Here is a 17,770-nt window from a genome sequence, read left to right on the forward strand (position 1 = left end):
CAAACACGAAAGAAAAACTAATTTATCGCCAGTTCGGGTTTTTGATAATGGAATATTTACCCGCACCTAAAAATGCTAATGCAATGCCACCTAAGAAGAAATACACAATACTTTCAATCGCCCATGCGCCAGTTTTATCGAGCAAGAATGTTTTATCTAGCCCAATCATCAGCCATGCAACCACCATAGTGAAGGCAACTAATAATGCAGATGGCCGAGTTAAAATCCCTAAAATAATCAAAATAGGGGCAACCACTTCGCCTAAAATGGTTCCATAAGCGATAAACTCAGGTAACCCATAAGAAGCTAATAGCGCTTTAATGCCACTCGCCCCTGTCATTAATTTGCTCATGCCATGAAACAGCATGAGCCCACCCACTGCAAGCCGTAATAACAACCTGCCTGCATCTTCATGGGACAACAAACGATTTAATAAATTGACCACTTTATACCCCCTCTATGGATATCCAAAAGCATCATCAAGTAGTATGGCTTAAAAATGCATTATGGCTCATAAAGGTAAAGTAAGAATCATTTTAATTTGCATTTATTATAACTAAATCAATTTTCATTTAATTAAAATTTGTTAACTTTTCACCCATTCAAATATTACGTTTAATTAACCATTTAACCATCAAAAATACTGAATTAATATGATAAACATGACCTCACAGTAACCAGTGTTAATTCCGTTAATGCGTTATAAAATGGGCTACATGTTGTTCGATTTAATTGCTGGTAAAATTGCGGTAACCAATTCCCCAAGTGATCATTCAACAGCTCTTTTAATGCAGCCTCCCTGACTTGTGAAGCCAAAACTGCTGCTTGGAATAACATTAAACCAACATGGTCAGAGGGTTCTGGATAACGCGTCTGAATTTTTAAACGCTCTCGTTTTAAAAACTCACTCAAGGCCACCGTGGAGGAGCCCTGCAATACCCCTTCAGGGTCGAGATATACCGAGCCCCATGGCGGGGCTGGTAATGCTTCGGGACCAATAAACAAATCTGTCCATTGAGTGTGGAGTGACGCAGCATCGATGTTTAGCGACGCCGAGATACGCTCACTAAGCTGCGCACTGATCTTACAAGGCCATTGCGATGCAAAGTCATTTAACTTGAAAAAGCTTATCGCATAACGGCTTGCATCGTCATTTGGTGAAAATAAATAGCACGTGCCTAAGATATTAAACGCCGCTGCGTAGTGTGAAAAATGGATCATGAAAAAGATAATTTCCTAAGCAATATGCTGTTATTTATCAATGGATCGTATAAAAACAGTAGCGCAGCATAAATTCAGCAATCATGGCAGCCGCACACCCCACCACTAAATATCCTTTGCTGCTCGAAGACATAACCCCACTCGCACTCTGTCGCATATGGCGAAATAATCCATACCCCAATACAATCACCGACAATATTCCAACAACCCAGCTTGTAATACGCAGCGACCAAATCCCTTGGTAAGCACCGATAGAGTCGATAGGAAATGTAATCGATTCATTATTATAGCTCGTGCTAACTAAGTAGCTTTCATAGGCTGGTTGATAAGCTAAACGGACTAACAAGCTAATACCAATCACGGCCCACAGTATCCATAACCCACGCGTTGAGACTTGAGCTGCTGGCGATCCTGTATGAAAACGCAATAACAAATTAGTTAATAAATAATACCCAGCGGCTCCCGCTGTAAGCATAGTACCGTAGAACATCAAATAAGTATTATCATTCATCCACGTTAACATTGATGTATAACGATAGATTGAAGCCATGGCATATACATCACACAGCCCAGCGATAATCGCTAAACCAAGTAACAGATATGACAGCTCCTTTTTGAACCAGAGCCATAGAAAGGTCAGCCCAAGAAAAGCAAAATAGGTCGCAGTGAAAACCACTTCACGACTTAACCATGATGAAAAAATATTCAACAAGGAATTAGGCGCATTCAAAGGAACCCCTAAGTGGGTAATTGAAGACAACAAACCAATACCCGCGAAAACACAGGCGACAAACACATACCGCAACAAAAATTGTGCATTAACTTTACTGCCCAACGCCGCTGATAATTTTTTTGCGAAAAGCGCTAACATCACACTCAACCCAATGGATGTTTGCATTAAAAATGTGAATAACAATAGTGGCCATTCATTCATTTGACTTCTCCTTGAGAGTTTTGAGTGCGGCCGGCCCCTTGGTGCGGGTGGATCACTAAATTTGGATGCGTAATCGATGAGTCCGGTAATCCACGAACATCCGCCAGCTCGCCATAACGTTCTCTTAATTCATCTATCGGGCCAAACTGAATGGCCCCTAATGGACACGTGGCGACGCAGACGGGTTGCTCACCTTTGAGTTGTAGGTCGATACAAAAATCACATTTCGACATTTGTTTGGTTTCAGGGTTCATTTGCGGTGCACCATAGGGACAAGACCACGCGCAAGTTCCACACCCCACACATTTGTCTGTGTTGACCATTACGATACCGTCCCCTTCACGTTTGTGCATGGCTGTCGTTGGACAGTTTTTCACACACATTGGGTCGGCACAGTGGTTGCATGAAATGGATAACGTATAGGCAAAGACGTTATTCACCAGCCCTCCAGTGCCGTTTTCGATAAACTCACCGCCTGCGACTTCATATACACGACGATACTTGCGACCCACATCGAGGTTATTTTTGTCTTTGCACGCCACTTGGCAGGCTTTACAACCTGAGCAGCGTGCAGAGTCGATATAAAAACCAAGCTGTTTGCTGCTTACCGCGGGATAAACGTGAAATTGACTCATGCTTTGCTTACCTCCACCAATAAGGTTTGATGGGCATTTCCGTGTGCCATTGCTGTGCTACGGGCTGATGTTAAAACGTTAGCGCAACCGCCTTGGTCAACGCCATTTTCGTCAGGTTGCCACCATGCTCCGGCCTGTAAAGCCACCACGCCAGGCATAATCCGCTGGGTGATTTTGACGGGGACCATGGTGATACCGCGGTCGTTATTCACTTTGACTCGCTCTCCATCTGTAATATTTCGTCGCTTGGCATCAATGGGGTTGATCCACAACTCTTGGCGCTGCACTTCTTGTAGCCACGGGTTCGCAAATTGCGTTGAATTGGCACGATTACGGCCTTTCCAAGTAATTAATTGCAATGGATAACGTGAAACTAGCTCGTCTTCTGGCCCTTCAATGGCGGGTACATAATGAGATAGCGCAGGGATCTCCACATCATTACGCTCATAGAGGCGCTGAGAGAAAATCTCAATTTTTCCAGATGGCGTTTCAAATGGGTTATTATCGATGTCGTTGATATTTTTCTCAAAAGCGACATGACCAACATGGGGTTTATGTTTTAACAAATGGCGACGTTTAACCAGCAACTCATCAAACGTTGGAATGCCGTCTTCTGGGCGCTTTTGGTGGGCATCGTTAACCAAATGCTCAATCCACTCTTTCTCTGTTCGACCTTCACTGAATGTCTCACCAACCCCAAGTTTATCCGCAACCTCTCGTAACCATTCATAGTCACTACGGCGCTCAAATTCAGGTTCAATCACTTTCTCAGACAAAATAATGTAGTTACCCGTTCCCCATGTGCCCCCCACATTCCAACGCTCTAAGAAACTGGTTTCAGGCAATAAAATATCGGCATACTTGGCGCTGGGTGTCATGTATAAGTCGCTATAAACGATAAACTCGACTTTATTTTCATCTTCCAGAACATTAGCCGCATGCAAAATATCGGGGTTCTGGTTAGTCATATAGTTACCCGCCAACGAAAAAATCATTTTGATTTCCGTATCGAGTTTTTCTGCGTTTTTTAAACCATTATTTGGGGTCACAAGGTCTTTGTTTTCACAAGCTTGTACCCAATTGGTAATATTGATTTTCGCTTTAACGGGGTTTTCAAATAGGCTCGGGCCCGCTAACGTTTTACGTAAATCTGGGGTGACTGCCATACCATAGCCCGCAGCCCACCCCCCTTTCACGCCTACATTTCCGGTGATGGTGGCTAATAGCGTGGCACCTCTTGCAGAGCGTTCACCACAGATATGGCGCTGGGGGCCCCAACCTTGCATTAAGGCCGCAGGTTTTGTATTGGCATATTCACGAGCCAGTTGACGAATGGTATCCGCGGGGACTTTAGTGATGGGTTCCGCCCATTCAGGGGTTTTCACGATCCCATCTTTTTTCCCCATTAAATAAGCGATTAATGACTCATTTTCAGGGATGCCTTCAGGCATCTGGTGCTCATCAAACCCCAAGGTGTATTTATCGATAAAGGCCTGATCATGAAGACCTTCGCTGATGATCACATACATCATGGCATCCATCATCGCGTTATCTGTGGTCGGCAAAATAGGGATCCACTGGTCGGCTAATGACGATGCGGTATCCGAATAACGAGGGTCAACCACAATGAATTTGGTGCCATTTTTTTTCATTTTTTGGAAATAATGATTAGTATGGCCAAAAATGGTTTCGTTCGGGTTATGTCCCCATAAGATCACCAATGGCGTATCTTCGAGTGTGTCTAGCGTGCTACCGCTGGCCGACGTACCATAAGTATAAGGCGTGACCGCCATGGTATTGCCGTTGCTCACTGAATGGTAATTTTCCAGAAAGCCCCCGGTGATATTAAATAGCCGGCGTAGCATATTGGCACCGGAGAAAATGCCCCCCGTTACCCCAGTACTAAGGCTAACAAAGCGCGATGCAGGGCCATATTGTTCGTTAATTCGCTGCATGTTGTCGGCAATCAGTGTTGTCGCCTCTTCCCAGCTAATGCGTTCAAAGCGCCCTTCACCACGCTTACCCACGCGTTTCATTGGGTATTTCAATCGATTCGGGTGATAAACGAATTTGCGATAGCTGCGGCCACGCACGCAAGCACGCATGATTGGCATCTCTTCGTCTAAATCGGCATCTGGACGGGTACTAATTCGTGTCACCACACCTTCTTTAACATGTGCTCGAATATCACACTTGCCACCGCAGTCAAAACTACTGCAGGTCGAGACCACTCGCTCACCGTTATTTTGCAGCGTTGTGGTTGGAATGATATTCGGGTTTTCTGGTGTCGATGCGACCGTGTTTGTGGCAATAAATGGGACAGCCATGAGTGCAGAGCTGCCTTGAATAAACCGACGACGGGTTAGGGGGTCAATCAAACTCTTGCTATCCGCCTGATCGTGATAATTTTCCATGATAACTCTACCTCTGGCATACATTAGGTTGCCGCGCTAGAGTAATCATTTCCCTGCTTGCCAACTTTCGAAAAACCGCCAAACACATTGGAATTTCAGCCAACCATGGAAAACATGTGGTTATATCAATAAAAATTGCCTATATTCAGAAAATAGATGATAACCTTTGAATCTCAGCCAAGATAAATTCCTATGCGAAATATTCCCCTGAAAACGGTCGATGCAACTCCACGTGATGTGTTAGCTATCGGCACTGACTACCTACCAAACGTGTTGCTTGATTCACACGTTCACCGCCGTGCCCAGTTTCTATATGGTGCGACAGGCTTGATTGAAGTGAGTACAGCAGATGGCGAATGGGTCATACCACCTGATAGTGGTGTTTGGATCCCCTGTAATACGCCTCATGAAACACGCATGTTGAATGTCAGTACGCGTAGCTTATACATTGAGCCCAAAGCCGCTCCACGTAGGGGAAACAAATGTGAAGTGCTCAGGGTTTCCCCCTTACTTCGTCAGCTATTGCTTGAAGCGGTTGATACCCCAATTGAATATGATTTAAATGGCCGTGATGGTGTGATGTACCAGTTGATTTTGCATGAAATTGCACAAGCAGAACCCCTGCCTTTCTACGCCCCAATCCCACGGGATGAACATTTAGCCCAATTGTGCCGGGAATTCCTAAAAGCCCCACAAATCACCTCATTACCACAGGAATGGGCGGCAAAACTGCACAAAAGTGAGCGTTCATTTAGCCGTTTTTTTGGTGCTCAAACAGGGTTATCTTTCTCTGACTGGCGCCAGCAAGCTTGTTTATTAAGTGCGATTACCCACATTTCTGCGGGTAAATCCATTACCGAGGTCGCATTCGATTTAGGCTACAATAGCGTTGGGTCTTTTTCGACCATGTTTAAAAAATGGTTAGGGCAAAGTCCATCCAGCTTTATTCAGAGAATTGGTGGATAATATCTAACCATTCACAAACTCCATTTAATCAAATGTGGCGATTAACCATGCAGACCCTTGATAGCTTCCTGCGTCTGCATTGCTGCCTTGAATACGACTACGTATCTGAATAGTACGATCTGACTGAATCCCCACACGAATGTCTGTGCCTGTCGCCCCGGTTTGCTCATCCACAATGTCTAATTGACTGTAAATTGTTCTATTTGAAGCATCTTTCATCGGCAAACGTTTTTGTGGATCACCATCTGTGGCATAGTCTAACCGTAACCTTACCTTCGTTAAGGCAGCAAATTTGCACGTGTATCTGATACTTTCCGTCACCAAGCTATCGTAATGAATACTACTTAATTGTCCGTGTCGCAAATTGACTGTGCTAGCCTGCCCTGAGCTCGTTTGCGTGGAGCACATTGCTTTCACATTTAACTGGGAAGCGGCAAGACGCATTGGCACTGTTGATTCAGATAAAGGCCAGCTCTCAAAGGGAGGCGCTGTTTTAGGTTCAGTAAAAGCGCGAACATAGCCCGCTAAATCCATTGCAGGAATAACCAGTTTTCCATCAATAATTTGCTCATTAATAAAAAATGTAATAGTAACCGGAAATTGACTGGTAAACTCTTGAGCAGACCTAACAAGCCCCACATAAGCATATGAGCACATTCCTGCATCAATATTTATCCAATTTATTATCGGAGTTTCCACCGTCATCACTAAATTGTTATTGATCCGGTAGGTCGTTTTTCCGTCAATCGTGACTCCCGCAGAAGCCACATACATAAACAAACGATGAAATGCCTGTGACGAATGAATTCTTGTATTACTGCTTCCCCATCGTCTCCCAACACAGTCAACTAAGCCAGACACGCTCACTTGAGCACTAGTACCGTCAATAACAATAGGGTTTCCTACACGATAATAATTTTTGCCATCAGAGCCAACTCGTGCAATGGGTTCAATAACACTATTGCTATCGATCCGAATTGAATAACCTGAATTGGAATTTTGTATTCGGGGTGCATAGTCTGCATGAGCTTTCATTCCATACAAACTAAGAATGACTACCAAAAAATACATTAATAAGCTAGATGGTTGTTTAAAGAACTCTCTCCTCAAAAATAAGGGAAATGGTATTTTCACCATAGAGCAAGAAACCAACTGAAATAGGATTTGAAAATTAGACATAACCGATATTACCGCCTTAATAGTAAGTGACCGAAATCATGGCAATAGCACTAAATTTTCCAGCACGGAGTTGGCTCGCTGGTAGGGTACTAACGAGGTCAGCTTGTAAAATAATTCGCTGCAAAGTGGCATCTATTTGCTCTGGGAATATTTGCTGAATTTGATTAACTTCAAGTGGATGAGCCACACCACCAGTTATATTGTTGATATTAATACCAAGGCCATCAGTATCCGTTGATAAAATGTTTTTTCCTTGATAGACCATCGTGTTACTGTTTTTGGGGTTAATCATAATACCGAGCGCTTTATTCCAATTACAGCCAGTTAAATACAAAGGAAATGTATGGGATTGGGAAATATCATCAGAATTATGCGGTATATTAATCACCCCAAAATGGATTTTTAACGGCGTGCTGTTGTCTTCACTACGAAGATGACAGGCAGGGTCGACTAGCGTCGCACTAACATCAATTAAAACATCTGATTTAGCTATAAAAGAGAAGCATAAAAAACACAAAATAAATTTAGATAACCAATTGATTGTATTCATCACTCATACTCCAATGAAAAAGTCGCTGAGCTTGAAAAAAAGCCTTGTTTTGCCTCATTCAACGGGTTTTTACGGGCAAACACCCCAAATTCCAATTGTTGAGTCCCATCGGCAACCGTAACAGGCTCGACCTCAATTGATTGTTCCCAAACCACAAGTGTTCTTTGCTTATCAACCACCCCCAGCAGTACACCACTATCTCCATCTGTTCCAAGGTAACTTTGCCCCTCGACACTAACGCGCTTTGGGCTCTTCCAAGTAATCTTTATCATCTTATTGAGGTCAGACTGACTACATTTTTCAATCGTGATAAAAAAGGGGGTGATATCACTGGTAATGTTATTATTAATCGACTTCAACCGTATATTTTCAATTTTCACCTGCTTATTGATGGAATCAGCCGCTAACTGACAGGTTTTGTTGACTAAAATGCCGCTAAATTCCACATCTAGGCTTTCCTTACTCCAACCAAAGATAGGAAATACAAGGCTTAAAAGTAAAATTGCCTTACTCATAAACCACCTCCAACCGTAATAAATTCGATTTATGCATTGAAGCTGGTGGGTGAATAAAATTATTACCGTTGAATAAATTCATTTTTTCTATGGTCGTCACATTTCCATTCTGCACATCATAGAAGCGTATTTGTGCGGGCGTTGTTTGCGTTTTATCCGCAGAAAATGCACCGCCTGCGCCACATTGAGTCAATATCACCGTTGAAGTTGATATTTTTAAGTGGCAAGGCGAATTGAATAACCGAGCGCTCACTTCTAACCATCCACTATTTGAATCTTCATAATGCGATTCATTCACTGCAGTATGATTTAAAAACTCGCTCGCCGAAGCCATCCCGCCTATCGCGCCACTGATGACCATGCCGCTGATGAAAAATAGACCGATAAGCATATGTTTTATCAATGCATTACTCCTTCTATTATTAATGCTAGGCATATTTCCCGACTTAACTAACGTTCATCAACCACAGTGCAAACCTTTTGCTGACAACGAAAAGCCAAAGTCGGTTTTCCGCCATAGTCGTTGATATAGGTTAAATGTGGCTTTGTCAGCGGCTGGGAAACAAATTCTTGGGTGGATTTCGGCGGCACCATCACCACCTCAAATTGACTTTGTTCAGACTGCTTTTGGTTATTACCCAAACCAATAACCGTCAAATTGAAAGGTGTTGAATTATTGAGTTGATACCCTTTATTGGTTTTCATTAGTGTGACCTTATGTGCCCAGTTTGTTTCTGACTCGGCTAAAATGGACGGGGGCCGATAAAAAAGCTTCACCCGCGATTGCAAAGCAATTTGTAAGGTATTCGCATCATGAGATTTAGGCGGGACTTCTCGTAAATTAAAATAAAATACGGATTCCCTATCTTGCGGTAACTGACTAAGCAAAGGCGTCAAACTCAAACGAACTAAGCTTTGACTCCTCGGCTCGACACGCTGTAGAGGTGGCGTGGCTAATAACGCTCCTTTTATTAACTTGTTACCTTGCGGGTCTTCAATCCAACTTTGCGCGAGATATGCTTCTTCTGGATTATCATTGGTTATCTTGATATTGATCGATTTCGCATCCCCAGGGAAAATGATCCGAGTGCGATCCAAGGTCACTGCGGCATCAGTATTAAAAGACAATATTGGTATGACAAACAGAACTCTCATAATCCATTGATAATAGATATCTAACTTCCACATAATTAGCCTCATAATCATTTACTTGATGATGAATTAACTGAACGGAGCGCTTTGACTGAAGAGCATGGCAGCAATAACAAATCCGTAAGCCCATTTAATTTTTCAGGTAGAGATAACTCACACTGTGACTGGTTATTCCAATACAACGACAACTTTTCTTGAGGTGAAACCCCCACTAACCACGTCACACCACCTTCACCCACAAGCCCCAATTCTTGATTATTTTTATTACGTACACTGGCGCCAAAAGGCGGGTGCTTCCCATCCGACTGAACAAAGACAGCGAATAACTTTTCGCCTTTCATCACCGATAAACTGCGATAACCGATGGCACCTTTGGTTAACGTAATATCCGTTGAGGGATCGAGGCTTTCTATATCATCGGGTAACTGGCTGGTATTGATTGAAGCGGTAGATTTTCGATAACTATTCACATTGGGAATAACGGCCAATCCAAATGCATTGGTTTTAGTTACACCATTTTCGAGAGGAACCCCGCTCACCCCCGGTGTTTCAATCATAAGTCGTGTATCACCGTGCGCTGAGCGGTGTAAGGCCGCCCCTTTAGAGGTTAATGTGAGCCCACCATTTATTGATCCACCAATACTGTGGTACTGATCAGGTACATAGCTCGCATTTAGAGATGTACTTGCTTGAGAGATATCTCGTGAATAGAAACCACTCAAACTGACTTGGTTATCTATATTTTGCCCATGGTTATAACCAACGTTGATATTAAAATTATCCTGCTCCCCATAACCGCTATATCCAACCTGATGATTAAATTGGTTATTCCCCGCTGAGCGTGAGTAGAGTTCAGAGAATGTGACACTATGTCCACGAAATAACGGTACAGTGAGATACAGATTAATGGCATCATCTTCATTACCATTGTCTCGCTCTGTACGGCTCGCTGATAATGATAAATTTGCCGCATTTTGGGACAAAAGAGGGAAGTTTAAAGGCGCATTAACGTATAAACCGTATTGTGTTTGTGAGTCATGTTGCCAATACGTACTATATTGATAATTAAGAGAAATGTTGAAATCATCGAAATATTTATTTAAATATAATTGATAATTTTCTTTTGCCGCCTGAACACTATAACCAACTCTGTCTTCATCCATAAACTGCGTCAATGTTCGGTATTCTTTGTCAGCAAATCGGTAACCTGCAAAGGTAATGTCAGTACGTAAATCATCGAAAGATTTTGCATAATTAACGCGATAAGAACGTCCTTGGCGTCTTTTATCTGAAAAATCGGCAAAAGATTGTGTGATATCAAAAGAAACCGCACCGATTGAAAAAAGATCTCGCCCTATTCCTAGCGCTGCACTTTGGTAATAACCATTAAGCTGGGTGCCTCCATATAATGACCATGCATTTGAAACACCATATGATAATTCACCACTTACAACAGGCTCCCCTGTTAAATGCCGATTGTCATAACGCGTCTTTCCCATAGCAGCCTTATAGATAACGCGTCCGGGACGTGTTAAATAAGGCAACGAGGCCGTACTGATACTAAACTTACTCTCTTCCCCATTTTCTTCGCGGACGGTCACATCTAAGACACCACGAATGCCGCTATCAAGAGTTTGAATACGAAATGGGCCGGGAGGAACTGCCGTTTCAGAAATAATGCGTTCTTGGCTGCGAACAATCACAATTGCATTCGTATTTGCAACACCAATAATTTCCGGTGCATACCCAACTAATTTAGGCGGCAGCATGCGATCATCGCTTTCTAAAGAAAAACCGGTATATTGCCAAGATTCAAAAATATCCGAATAAAAATAATTTTCCCCCAACGTAAAGATTGAGGCACTCTCTTTCAAGGAGGTAAACGCATAAAGGCGAGTAAAATCAAAGTTATGTTTCTCTTGAGGGTAATCGCCCCGCTGCTTCTGATAAGATGTACTGTAATCACCCCGTAGGCGCCAAGCCCCCCAATTTACCCCAGTGACCCCATTACTTGATAAATAGATTTGCCGATGACTATCCGTTTCTTTGGTTGCAGAAATGTTCGCATTGTAATCAATAAATACACCACCTATTCCTTCCTCCCATAAATTAGCGGGTACCCAGTAAGGGTCGCGATATTCCATCCATATTTGTGGAACCGTCATTTTCAGCGACAATGTACTGAGCTCGATGGTTGTTTGAACCCCTGCTAACGCAGAAAAATCAAGACATTTTCCATTATGGGAAAGTGTCACTTTTTCCATCGCCGAACGCTTTAAACCTATTAATTCAAGGACATCTGGTGGAATACAGATGGTTTGTGTGACTTGAGTTGATTCACCTGCGATTGGCTTATTTTCATAAACGGAGATATCACGGGGTGCCCCTAAACGTTGCCCATTAACAAAGAGAGTAAAGACATAATTTCCTGGTAGCGTATACCCAGCTACTGAAAACTGGCTCATATCAATATTCTGAATATCATCCGCATCTAAAACATCTGTATTAAATTCAGAGGCAAATACTTTGCATCCCATAAGACTCGATAACAGAAAAGCAATACGCCAAGCCTGCTTCAATTTCGCGTTAATTTTGAACACCATGCTCTATACCATCCTCGCTATACCAGATTAAATGCAATAAGAGTGCATCTTCAAAATGAAGCGCATAAAAACGTATTCTTCGTGCGTGTTATTGGTAATCGATGAAAAAGCGGATCAGTCCGTAATAACGACCTGCTTGGATAGGTTGTCCAGTTAATTCCAGACGTAGGAAATAACGAAGGAAAAGGCTGTAGCCAGATTTATCTTGATGCAATACATTGTCAGATAATAAATAATCCTTATTAGGCTGTAATCGTCTTTTTGAATTATCTAATACCGAAATACCCACCCCTTCAGAAGCACCTTGCAATATAAAAGCATCAATGTATTGCGCACTTTGGCCAACAAAGCGTATCTTCCATGTTTTTAGATCAATGGTTGAATAAACACTACCACAGTCTTGTAGCTCAATAATAAAAGGTTGATCATGCATTTCTCGTTGCACGTTATTCGACACAGAAGCGAGAGCCAAAGAAGAAAAATCAATAGTTTGATAGCGGTTTTGCAATGATATTGAACACGGCGCATCAATGACGCTACCTTTAAGTAACGTTATTGCACTGACGTTGTAGGGTTTAATACTTTTGCTGTCTGCATATGAATGAATACTAAAAATAAGCATGGCCAACAGTACTGTTATATCCATAGCCCTTTGATAACTGACCACGACACCCCCTCTACTGGCTCTCATTTAACCACCAGCCAATACTGGCGGTTAAACTGTTTAGTTATTGATAAGTAATACGAAAGTTTGTTACCGCACTGAACTTACCTTCCGATACACTTTTCGTCGTATCAACAGCCTTTGCTAACGCTTTGAAAGACAGCACGTTATCTCCCTTCTTATTAATAATGCGTGAGAACACATCTTTCGCTTTTCCAAATTCAAATCCATCAATACCAATTCCCACATTGTTGGTATTGCCTGCAGAAGTAGAAAGCAAAGTATTCGTTGCATCCGCATAACTTTGGCCTGTAAACACTAACTCCATTGATTTAACAGCAATGGGTTTTCCTGCTGCATCGGTATCAAAATCAGCGAAATCACATCCCGTAAATTCAATATTAAATTTCACTTCAGCTACACGACCATTTTCCAACGCTCTACGAGATAACTGCCCAAAATCAATAAGTTGCTTGAGGGAAGATTGCGCTATATTACAAGGTGTACTCACAACGACACCTTCGAAATCAACTGTGCCTGTATTGTCTGCTGCAGAGTTTGTTGATAAAAAAGTTGTCATCAATGCAGTGAAAATAAATAACCGAGATGATTTTGATAACTGGGGGGAAATATTTAATTTGGGTAATCGCATATATCTTTCCTTTCAATTAAAAAATTAAATTACAAAAAATACACCATTAAAAAATTAATAGCGTAAGTCTAATTTCCATATTTAATCCAATTAAAGAAGACACAAAACTAAGAGCTGTAATATATGTAAATTACTATTTCAATAAAAACCATTGAAAATCATCTAATTTTCATTTTTCCATAATAGTAGAAAAATGATCTTTCGATGAGATAAAAAATTTCATCTTGTGTTCTTATATCTGCAATTTCACTTGAATGGTTAACTAATACTTTGAAAAAAAACTCTAACCAATTTTTTTCTAATACATTCAAAAAGACATTTAATATTTCAATATTAATACCTGTTTCTCCTCTTTCATAACGAGAAACTTGCTGTTGACTTATTTTTAATATTTTCGCTAATTGGTATCCTGTTAGTGACTTATCAATTCTAGCTTGCCTTAAAAATAACCCAACATCTCGACGTAATAATGCATTTGTTTTTATCATATTAATTCCAACAAACAACACCTTCATATAATAAATTAAAAAACAAAATCTGAATTTAAACCATAATTGTTTTAATGTAAAAAAGTGGATATATCCAATCACAGATAGAAGCAATTGAATTTAAATATAGGTTTATTAATTAATTCTGTAAACACGTTTATATCGATCGAACATATATAATTTGATAGTTATTTTCTATTAAATTATATAACGTCTATCATATAATTTATAAAATAAATAAAAAAACCTAATAAATTAATCACTTAAACAACATAACAACGGAGATAGTAGCAAGGTGAATAAATTAAATTAAAAATATTAACGTGCTGGGTAAAATAAATTCAAAAGAATAAAACAATTCAAACAATTAAAACAAATAAATCCACTACTTTTACACAAAAATAGGGTTAAATGATAAATCCAACATAAACAACTACATTTAAAATAAAGTAATCATCAATTACTATTTAAATTATTATTATTATCTTAAGTTATCTATCTTAGTGCTAAATAAAAATAACGTATCCACTGACTGCATTCTTTATACATTAATCGCATTTTTTATCTAAACACCTAACATCTAGTTAAAATATCCGCTAGAGTAACGTTAAAAAGGACTCCAAAAATGATAACGAAATTTTACAGTTACCGGCCACAACAAGGTCACGGGCTACCCCATGATCCTATCCCATCACTTATTGGCCCTAGGCCGATTGGTTGGATATCAACCCAAGATAGCAAAGGCAGAACCAATCTAGCTCCCTATAGTTTTTTCAATATTTTCAATTACTCACCACCTATATTAGCCTTTTCTAGCGTTGGAAAAAAAGATTCAGTAACTAATGCCATTGAAACAGGGGAATTTGTGTATAACCTCGCAACCCTTGCACTTGGCGAGCACGTAAATATGAGTAGTGCCACACTGGCACATGGTGAAAGCGAATTTGCATTAACAGGGCTGTCGACTCTACCTTCTACATTAGTTTCTCCCCCTCGCGTTGCTCAAACCCCCGTTTCAATGGAATGTGTTGTCACACAATACCAACAATTGAAACGTGCTGATGGCCAGTTATTGGATACTTGGATGGTGATGGGAGAAGTTGTTATGGTGCATATTGATGAGTCCGCATTGAATGATGGGTTATATGATTGTGCTGGCCAGAAGCCATTATTACGTGCTGGAGGACCCGCCGATTATTATTGGATAGAACAGCAGCAAAATTTAAAAATGTATCGCCCTAAATGACTATAAATCTGAGTAATAATTATCCTCCGAGGTTTATTACTCAGAGCCGTTATTTTTATGGGTAAAATTTGCAGATTAACTGTTCGCGACTTTCTGGATAAGAAAAATGAGCCGTAATTAAATCAAACTGCGTTTCAGAGGTTTGAAAGGGGTTTTCCCTTGCTAAATTACGCGCTGCAAGTCTTGCTTTACATTCGTCATTACTTACCTGCAATACATGAAATACATAAGGGACATCAGATGACTGTGCTAGTGACGCTAACCATTGCCGCTGCATTGGTGTATTCGCAGGAAAATCCATCACAATGTTATTCCCAACCTGTATTAATTGCTTAATATGGCCTTCTAATACTTGCTTCACTAAAGTACTTTTTTCAACATAGTGAGCCAGTTCAATAATTTCATTAGGATAAAGGGCAGCAAGCCACTCATCTTCACAGAGCAAAATAGTACGGGGGGAGTTAGCCAGTTGTTTTGCTAATGTCGATTTCCCTGAAGCAATTTTGCCACAAAGAAAATGCAAACGAGGCGGGTTTTTTAATAATGGTGAGGCTTCTGTTAAATTCATAAATAGCTCCTTACTGAAGAATTAACCAGATAAGGGCAAAAAACCCGCCTTATCTGGCGGGTTTAGGATGTAGCTTATCCCCACCACTAAGTGATGGTAATAATAATGCTTAAGCTAACAGTGCCTTGTAACATATAAATTTCCTAAATAGAATTATTACTAGCTTACCTGCAATCTATACAAACCGTCAAACCTACTTGAATGACATTCATAAAAAAATGACCTAAATAAATTCAGGTCATTTTTCTCTAACTAATGTTTACCATTTTTATGGTGATTAAGCGTTTCTTCTTTTAAATCAAGTTCATCACGTAAACGGTGATATACCCTTTCATTGATATTTTTGCTTTTACGCATTTGATATAACGCGTCCCGTTTCGCTTTTAACGCTGATTTGGACATCTCACGTTCCATATCAATCATTTTGTGTAAATCATAGACATCTGATTCAGTTTCATCTGAATTATCGAGTCGTCTACCATAGATTTCTAACAATTGAGCCCCAACCTCAGTACGCATGGCAATTTCATCCATATCATCCGATGGGTGGTTCATCAGGTCACGTAAATGCGCCATCGCCGCTTCATTTAAAGCCAATCGCGCTCGGATTTCGTCATTATCATAAGGTAAGTCTTGTACCAGCCCTTTCGTTAAAATAGGCAGTGCAATACTGGCAATCAGCAATGAACATAAAATCACGCCCATCGCCAAGAAAATGGCTAAATCTCGATTCGGAAATAATGAGCCATCAGGCATCAATAAAGGTAACGTGAGAATACCCGCTAATGTAATCGCTCCGCGCACACCCGCTGTCGCCATTACCGCCATCATACGAATATGCATGACATCCGCTTCTTTACCGCGACGGCGATTATGGAATACCGTTAGCGTCATTGAGATCCACACCCAACTAAAGCGCAAAATAGCCAATGCGACCGTAATCACCACCACATAAACAAATAACATCCAAGGGTGGCTAGCACCTGCGGATTCGGCAACTTCAGGCATATTTGTCCACATACCCGGTAACTGCTCGCCTAACAGGATAAAAATCATCCCGTTCAACGCAGTTTGTACCGTATCCCACACCGCTTTACTTTGCATACGTGTAGCGGCTTGCATGCGCCCTGCAATTTTTTCATAGTGCATGGCAATACCAGCAACCACCGCCGCTAAAATACCAGAGACATGTAGATGTTCAGCTAACAAATAAGCCGTAAATGGCATCAATAAGCTGATCATAATCTGAATAGCAGGTTCTTCCCCTGTACGCTTAACCAATAATTGATTTAACCAACCAATTGCCCAAGCGACCAGCAGACCAATTAAAATTCCGCCAAATGCCACAAATACAAATTGCCCAGCCGCTGAGACAAGGGAAAATGTGCCTGTTAACGCAGCGACCACCGCAAAACTGAAACACACCAAACCCGTTGCATCATTCAGCAATGATTCCCCCTCTAGAATATGCGCCATCCGCGATGGCAATGGGGAATTGACGGTCATGGCAGATACGGAAACAGGATCTGTAGGCGACAAAATAGCCGCCAGCGCAAAAGCGACGGCCAAAGAAATGGCTGGAATGAGCCAATGTATAAAGAAGCCCATACCAATAACCGTGACCACCACGAGACCGATAGCTAACGACATGATCGGCTTAATTTCTTGAAATAAGGCTTCTTTAGGAATACGCCAGCCATCAAGAAACAATAAAGGAGGAATAAATAAAAACAAAAATAGGTGAGGTTCAAACTCAACCGTAAAGCCGTATAAAGATAATCCTGCCCCCAATGCTATCTGTATCAAGGGTAATGGAATAATATCTTTGAGCAATCGTGATATAAAAACGCTCACAATAACGGCTAATAAAAAAACGAGTACAAGTGTCACTACTGACATTGATTGCTCCATGTTTAGCTAATCATTAATTATCAGTTATGCAGTAAATAGATAAATTGAATCAATGTAAAGTGGCAATTAATC

The 17,770-nt window shown here is 41.0% G+C and carries 18 protein-coding genes; 2 read left to right on the forward strand and 16 right to left on the reverse strand.

The features are described from left to right. Nucleotides 1–22: 22 nt before the first annotated feature. The 5 genes from PSF42_RS10225 to PSF42_RS10245 all read right to left on the reverse strand — a co-directional run bounded on the left by PSF42_RS10225 (nt 23) and on the right by PSF42_RS10245 (nt 5,204). Nucleotides 23–445 carry a DoxX family protein gene (locus PSF42_RS10225; protein ID WP_125892890.1) on the reverse strand — a complete coding sequence of 141 codons (423 nt, stop codon included), beginning with the start codon at nt 443–445 and terminating at the stop codon, nt 23–25. 203 nt (nt 446–648) lie between these two features. Beyond that, nucleotides 649–1,221, reverse strand: coding sequence for a molecular chaperone TorD family protein (locus PSF42_RS10230; protein WP_125892892.1), 573 nt, complete (start codon nt 1,219–1,221; stop codon nt 649–651). 37 nt (nt 1,222–1,258) lie between these two features. Further along, nucleotides 1,259–2,155 (reverse strand): dimethyl sulfoxide reductase anchor subunit family protein, encoded by an 897-nt coding sequence (locus PSF42_RS10235; protein ID WP_272679964.1) that lies wholly within the window; start codon nt 2,153–2,155, stop codon nt 1,259–1,261. Further along, nucleotides 2,152–2,790: a DMSO/selenate family reductase complex B subunit gene (locus PSF42_RS10240; RefSeq protein ID WP_248467536.1), complete on the reverse strand. Its 639-nt coding sequence runs from the start codon at nt 2,788–2,790 to the stop codon at nt 2,152–2,154. The genes PSF42_RS10235 and PSF42_RS10240 overlap by 4 nt, the downstream gene beginning before the upstream one ends. After that, nucleotides 2,787–5,204, reverse strand: coding sequence for a DMSO/selenate family reductase complex A subunit (locus PSF42_RS10245; RefSeq protein WP_272679965.1), 2,418 nt, complete (start codon nt 5,202–5,204; stop codon nt 2,787–2,789). The genes PSF42_RS10240 and PSF42_RS10245 overlap by 4 nt, the downstream gene beginning before the upstream one ends. A gap of 192 nt (nt 5,205–5,396) precedes the next feature. On the opposite strand from PSF42_RS10245, the gene PSF42_RS10250 reads away from it, so the two are divergent. Then, a complete protein-coding gene (locus tag PSF42_RS10250) occupies nt 5,397–6,170 on the forward strand; it encodes an AraC family transcriptional regulator (protein ID WP_272679966.1) in 774 nt (257 codons plus the stop codon). Nucleotides 6,171–6,194: 24 nt separating this feature from the next. Here PSF42_RS10250 and PSF42_RS10255 read toward each other — a convergent pair whose 3' ends face one another. The 9 genes from PSF42_RS10255 to PSF42_RS10295 form a co-directional block, all read right to left on the reverse strand. Further along, a complete protein-coding gene (locus PSF42_RS10255) occupies nt 6,195–7,205 on the reverse strand; it encodes an adhesin (protein ID WP_272679967.1) in 1,011 nt (336 codons plus the stop codon). Nucleotides 7,206–7,365: 160 nt separating this feature from the next. Continuing rightward, nucleotides 7,366–7,899, reverse strand: a complete 534-nt coding sequence (locus PSF42_RS10260; protein WP_272679968.1) for a fimbrial protein — start codon at nt 7,897–7,899, stop codon at nt 7,366–7,368. Continuing rightward, nucleotides 7,899–8,414, reverse strand: a complete 516-nt coding sequence (locus PSF42_RS10265; RefSeq protein ID WP_272679969.1) for a fimbrial protein — start codon at nt 8,412–8,414, stop codon at nt 7,899–7,901. Before PSF42_RS10265 ends, PSF42_RS10260 begins: the two co-directional genes overlap by 1 nt. Further along, the gene (locus PSF42_RS10270; RefSeq protein ID WP_272679970.1) at nt 8,407–8,817 is read right to left on the reverse strand and encodes a hypothetical protein; all 411 of its coding nucleotides are present in this window, start codon (nt 8,815–8,817) and stop codon (nt 8,407–8,409) included. The genes PSF42_RS10265 and PSF42_RS10270 overlap by 8 nt, the downstream gene beginning before the upstream one ends. A 47-nt stretch (nt 8,818–8,864) precedes the next feature. Next, nucleotides 8,865–9,569, reverse strand: a complete 705-nt coding sequence (locus PSF42_RS10275) for a fimbrial biogenesis chaperone (RefSeq protein WP_248468410.1) — start codon at nt 9,567–9,569, stop codon at nt 8,865–8,867. Nucleotides 9,570–9,616: 47 nt separating this feature from the next. Beyond that, nucleotides 9,617–12,169, reverse strand: a complete 2,553-nt coding sequence (locus PSF42_RS10280) for a fimbria/pilus outer membrane usher protein (protein ID WP_272679971.1) — start codon at nt 12,167–12,169, stop codon at nt 9,617–9,619. An 88-nt stretch (nt 12,170–12,257) separates the two neighbouring features. Further along, the gene (locus PSF42_RS10285) at nt 12,258–12,860 is read right to left on the reverse strand and encodes a fimbrial protein (protein WP_254879812.1); all 603 of its coding nucleotides are present in this window, start codon (nt 12,858–12,860) and stop codon (nt 12,258–12,260) included. Between the two features lie 37 nt (nt 12,861–12,897). Next, on the reverse strand, nt 12,898–13,413 hold the full coding sequence (locus PSF42_RS10290) for a fimbrial protein (RefSeq protein ID WP_125892978.1): 516 nt from the start codon (nt 13,411–13,413) through the stop codon (nt 12,898–12,900). A gap of 230 nt (nt 13,414–13,643) precedes the next feature. After that, nucleotides 13,644–13,973, reverse strand: coding sequence for a helix-turn-helix domain-containing protein (locus PSF42_RS10295; RefSeq protein ID WP_248467529.1), 330 nt, complete (start codon nt 13,971–13,973; stop codon nt 13,644–13,646). A 625-nt stretch (nt 13,974–14,598) separates the two neighbouring features. On the opposite strand from PSF42_RS10295, the gene PSF42_RS10300 reads away from it, so the two are divergent. Further along, entirely contained in the window at nt 14,599–15,219 is a 621-nt protein-coding gene (locus PSF42_RS10300) for a flavin reductase family protein (protein ID WP_125892915.1), read from the forward strand. Between the two features lie 55 nt (nt 15,220–15,274). On the opposite strand, the gene PSF42_RS10305 is transcribed toward PSF42_RS10300, so the two are convergent. Together PSF42_RS10305 and PSF42_RS10310 are read right to left on the reverse strand one after the other, a co-directional pair. Next, nucleotides 15,275–15,787, reverse strand: a complete 513-nt coding sequence (locus tag PSF42_RS10305) for an AAA family ATPase (protein ID WP_272679972.1) — start codon at nt 15,785–15,787, stop codon at nt 15,275–15,277. Between the two features lie 252 nt (nt 15,788–16,039). After that, the gene (locus PSF42_RS10310) at nt 16,040–17,686 is read right to left on the reverse strand and encodes a Na+/H+ antiporter (RefSeq protein ID WP_248467528.1); all 1,647 of its coding nucleotides are present in this window, start codon (nt 17,684–17,686) and stop codon (nt 16,040–16,042) included. Between the last annotated feature and the right edge of the window lie 84 nt (nt 17,687–17,770).

Source organism: Providencia sp. PROV032 (assembly GCF_028484875.1).
Lineage (GTDB): Bacteria > Pseudomonadota > Gammaproteobacteria > Enterobacterales > Enterobacteriaceae > Providencia > Providencia rettgeri_E.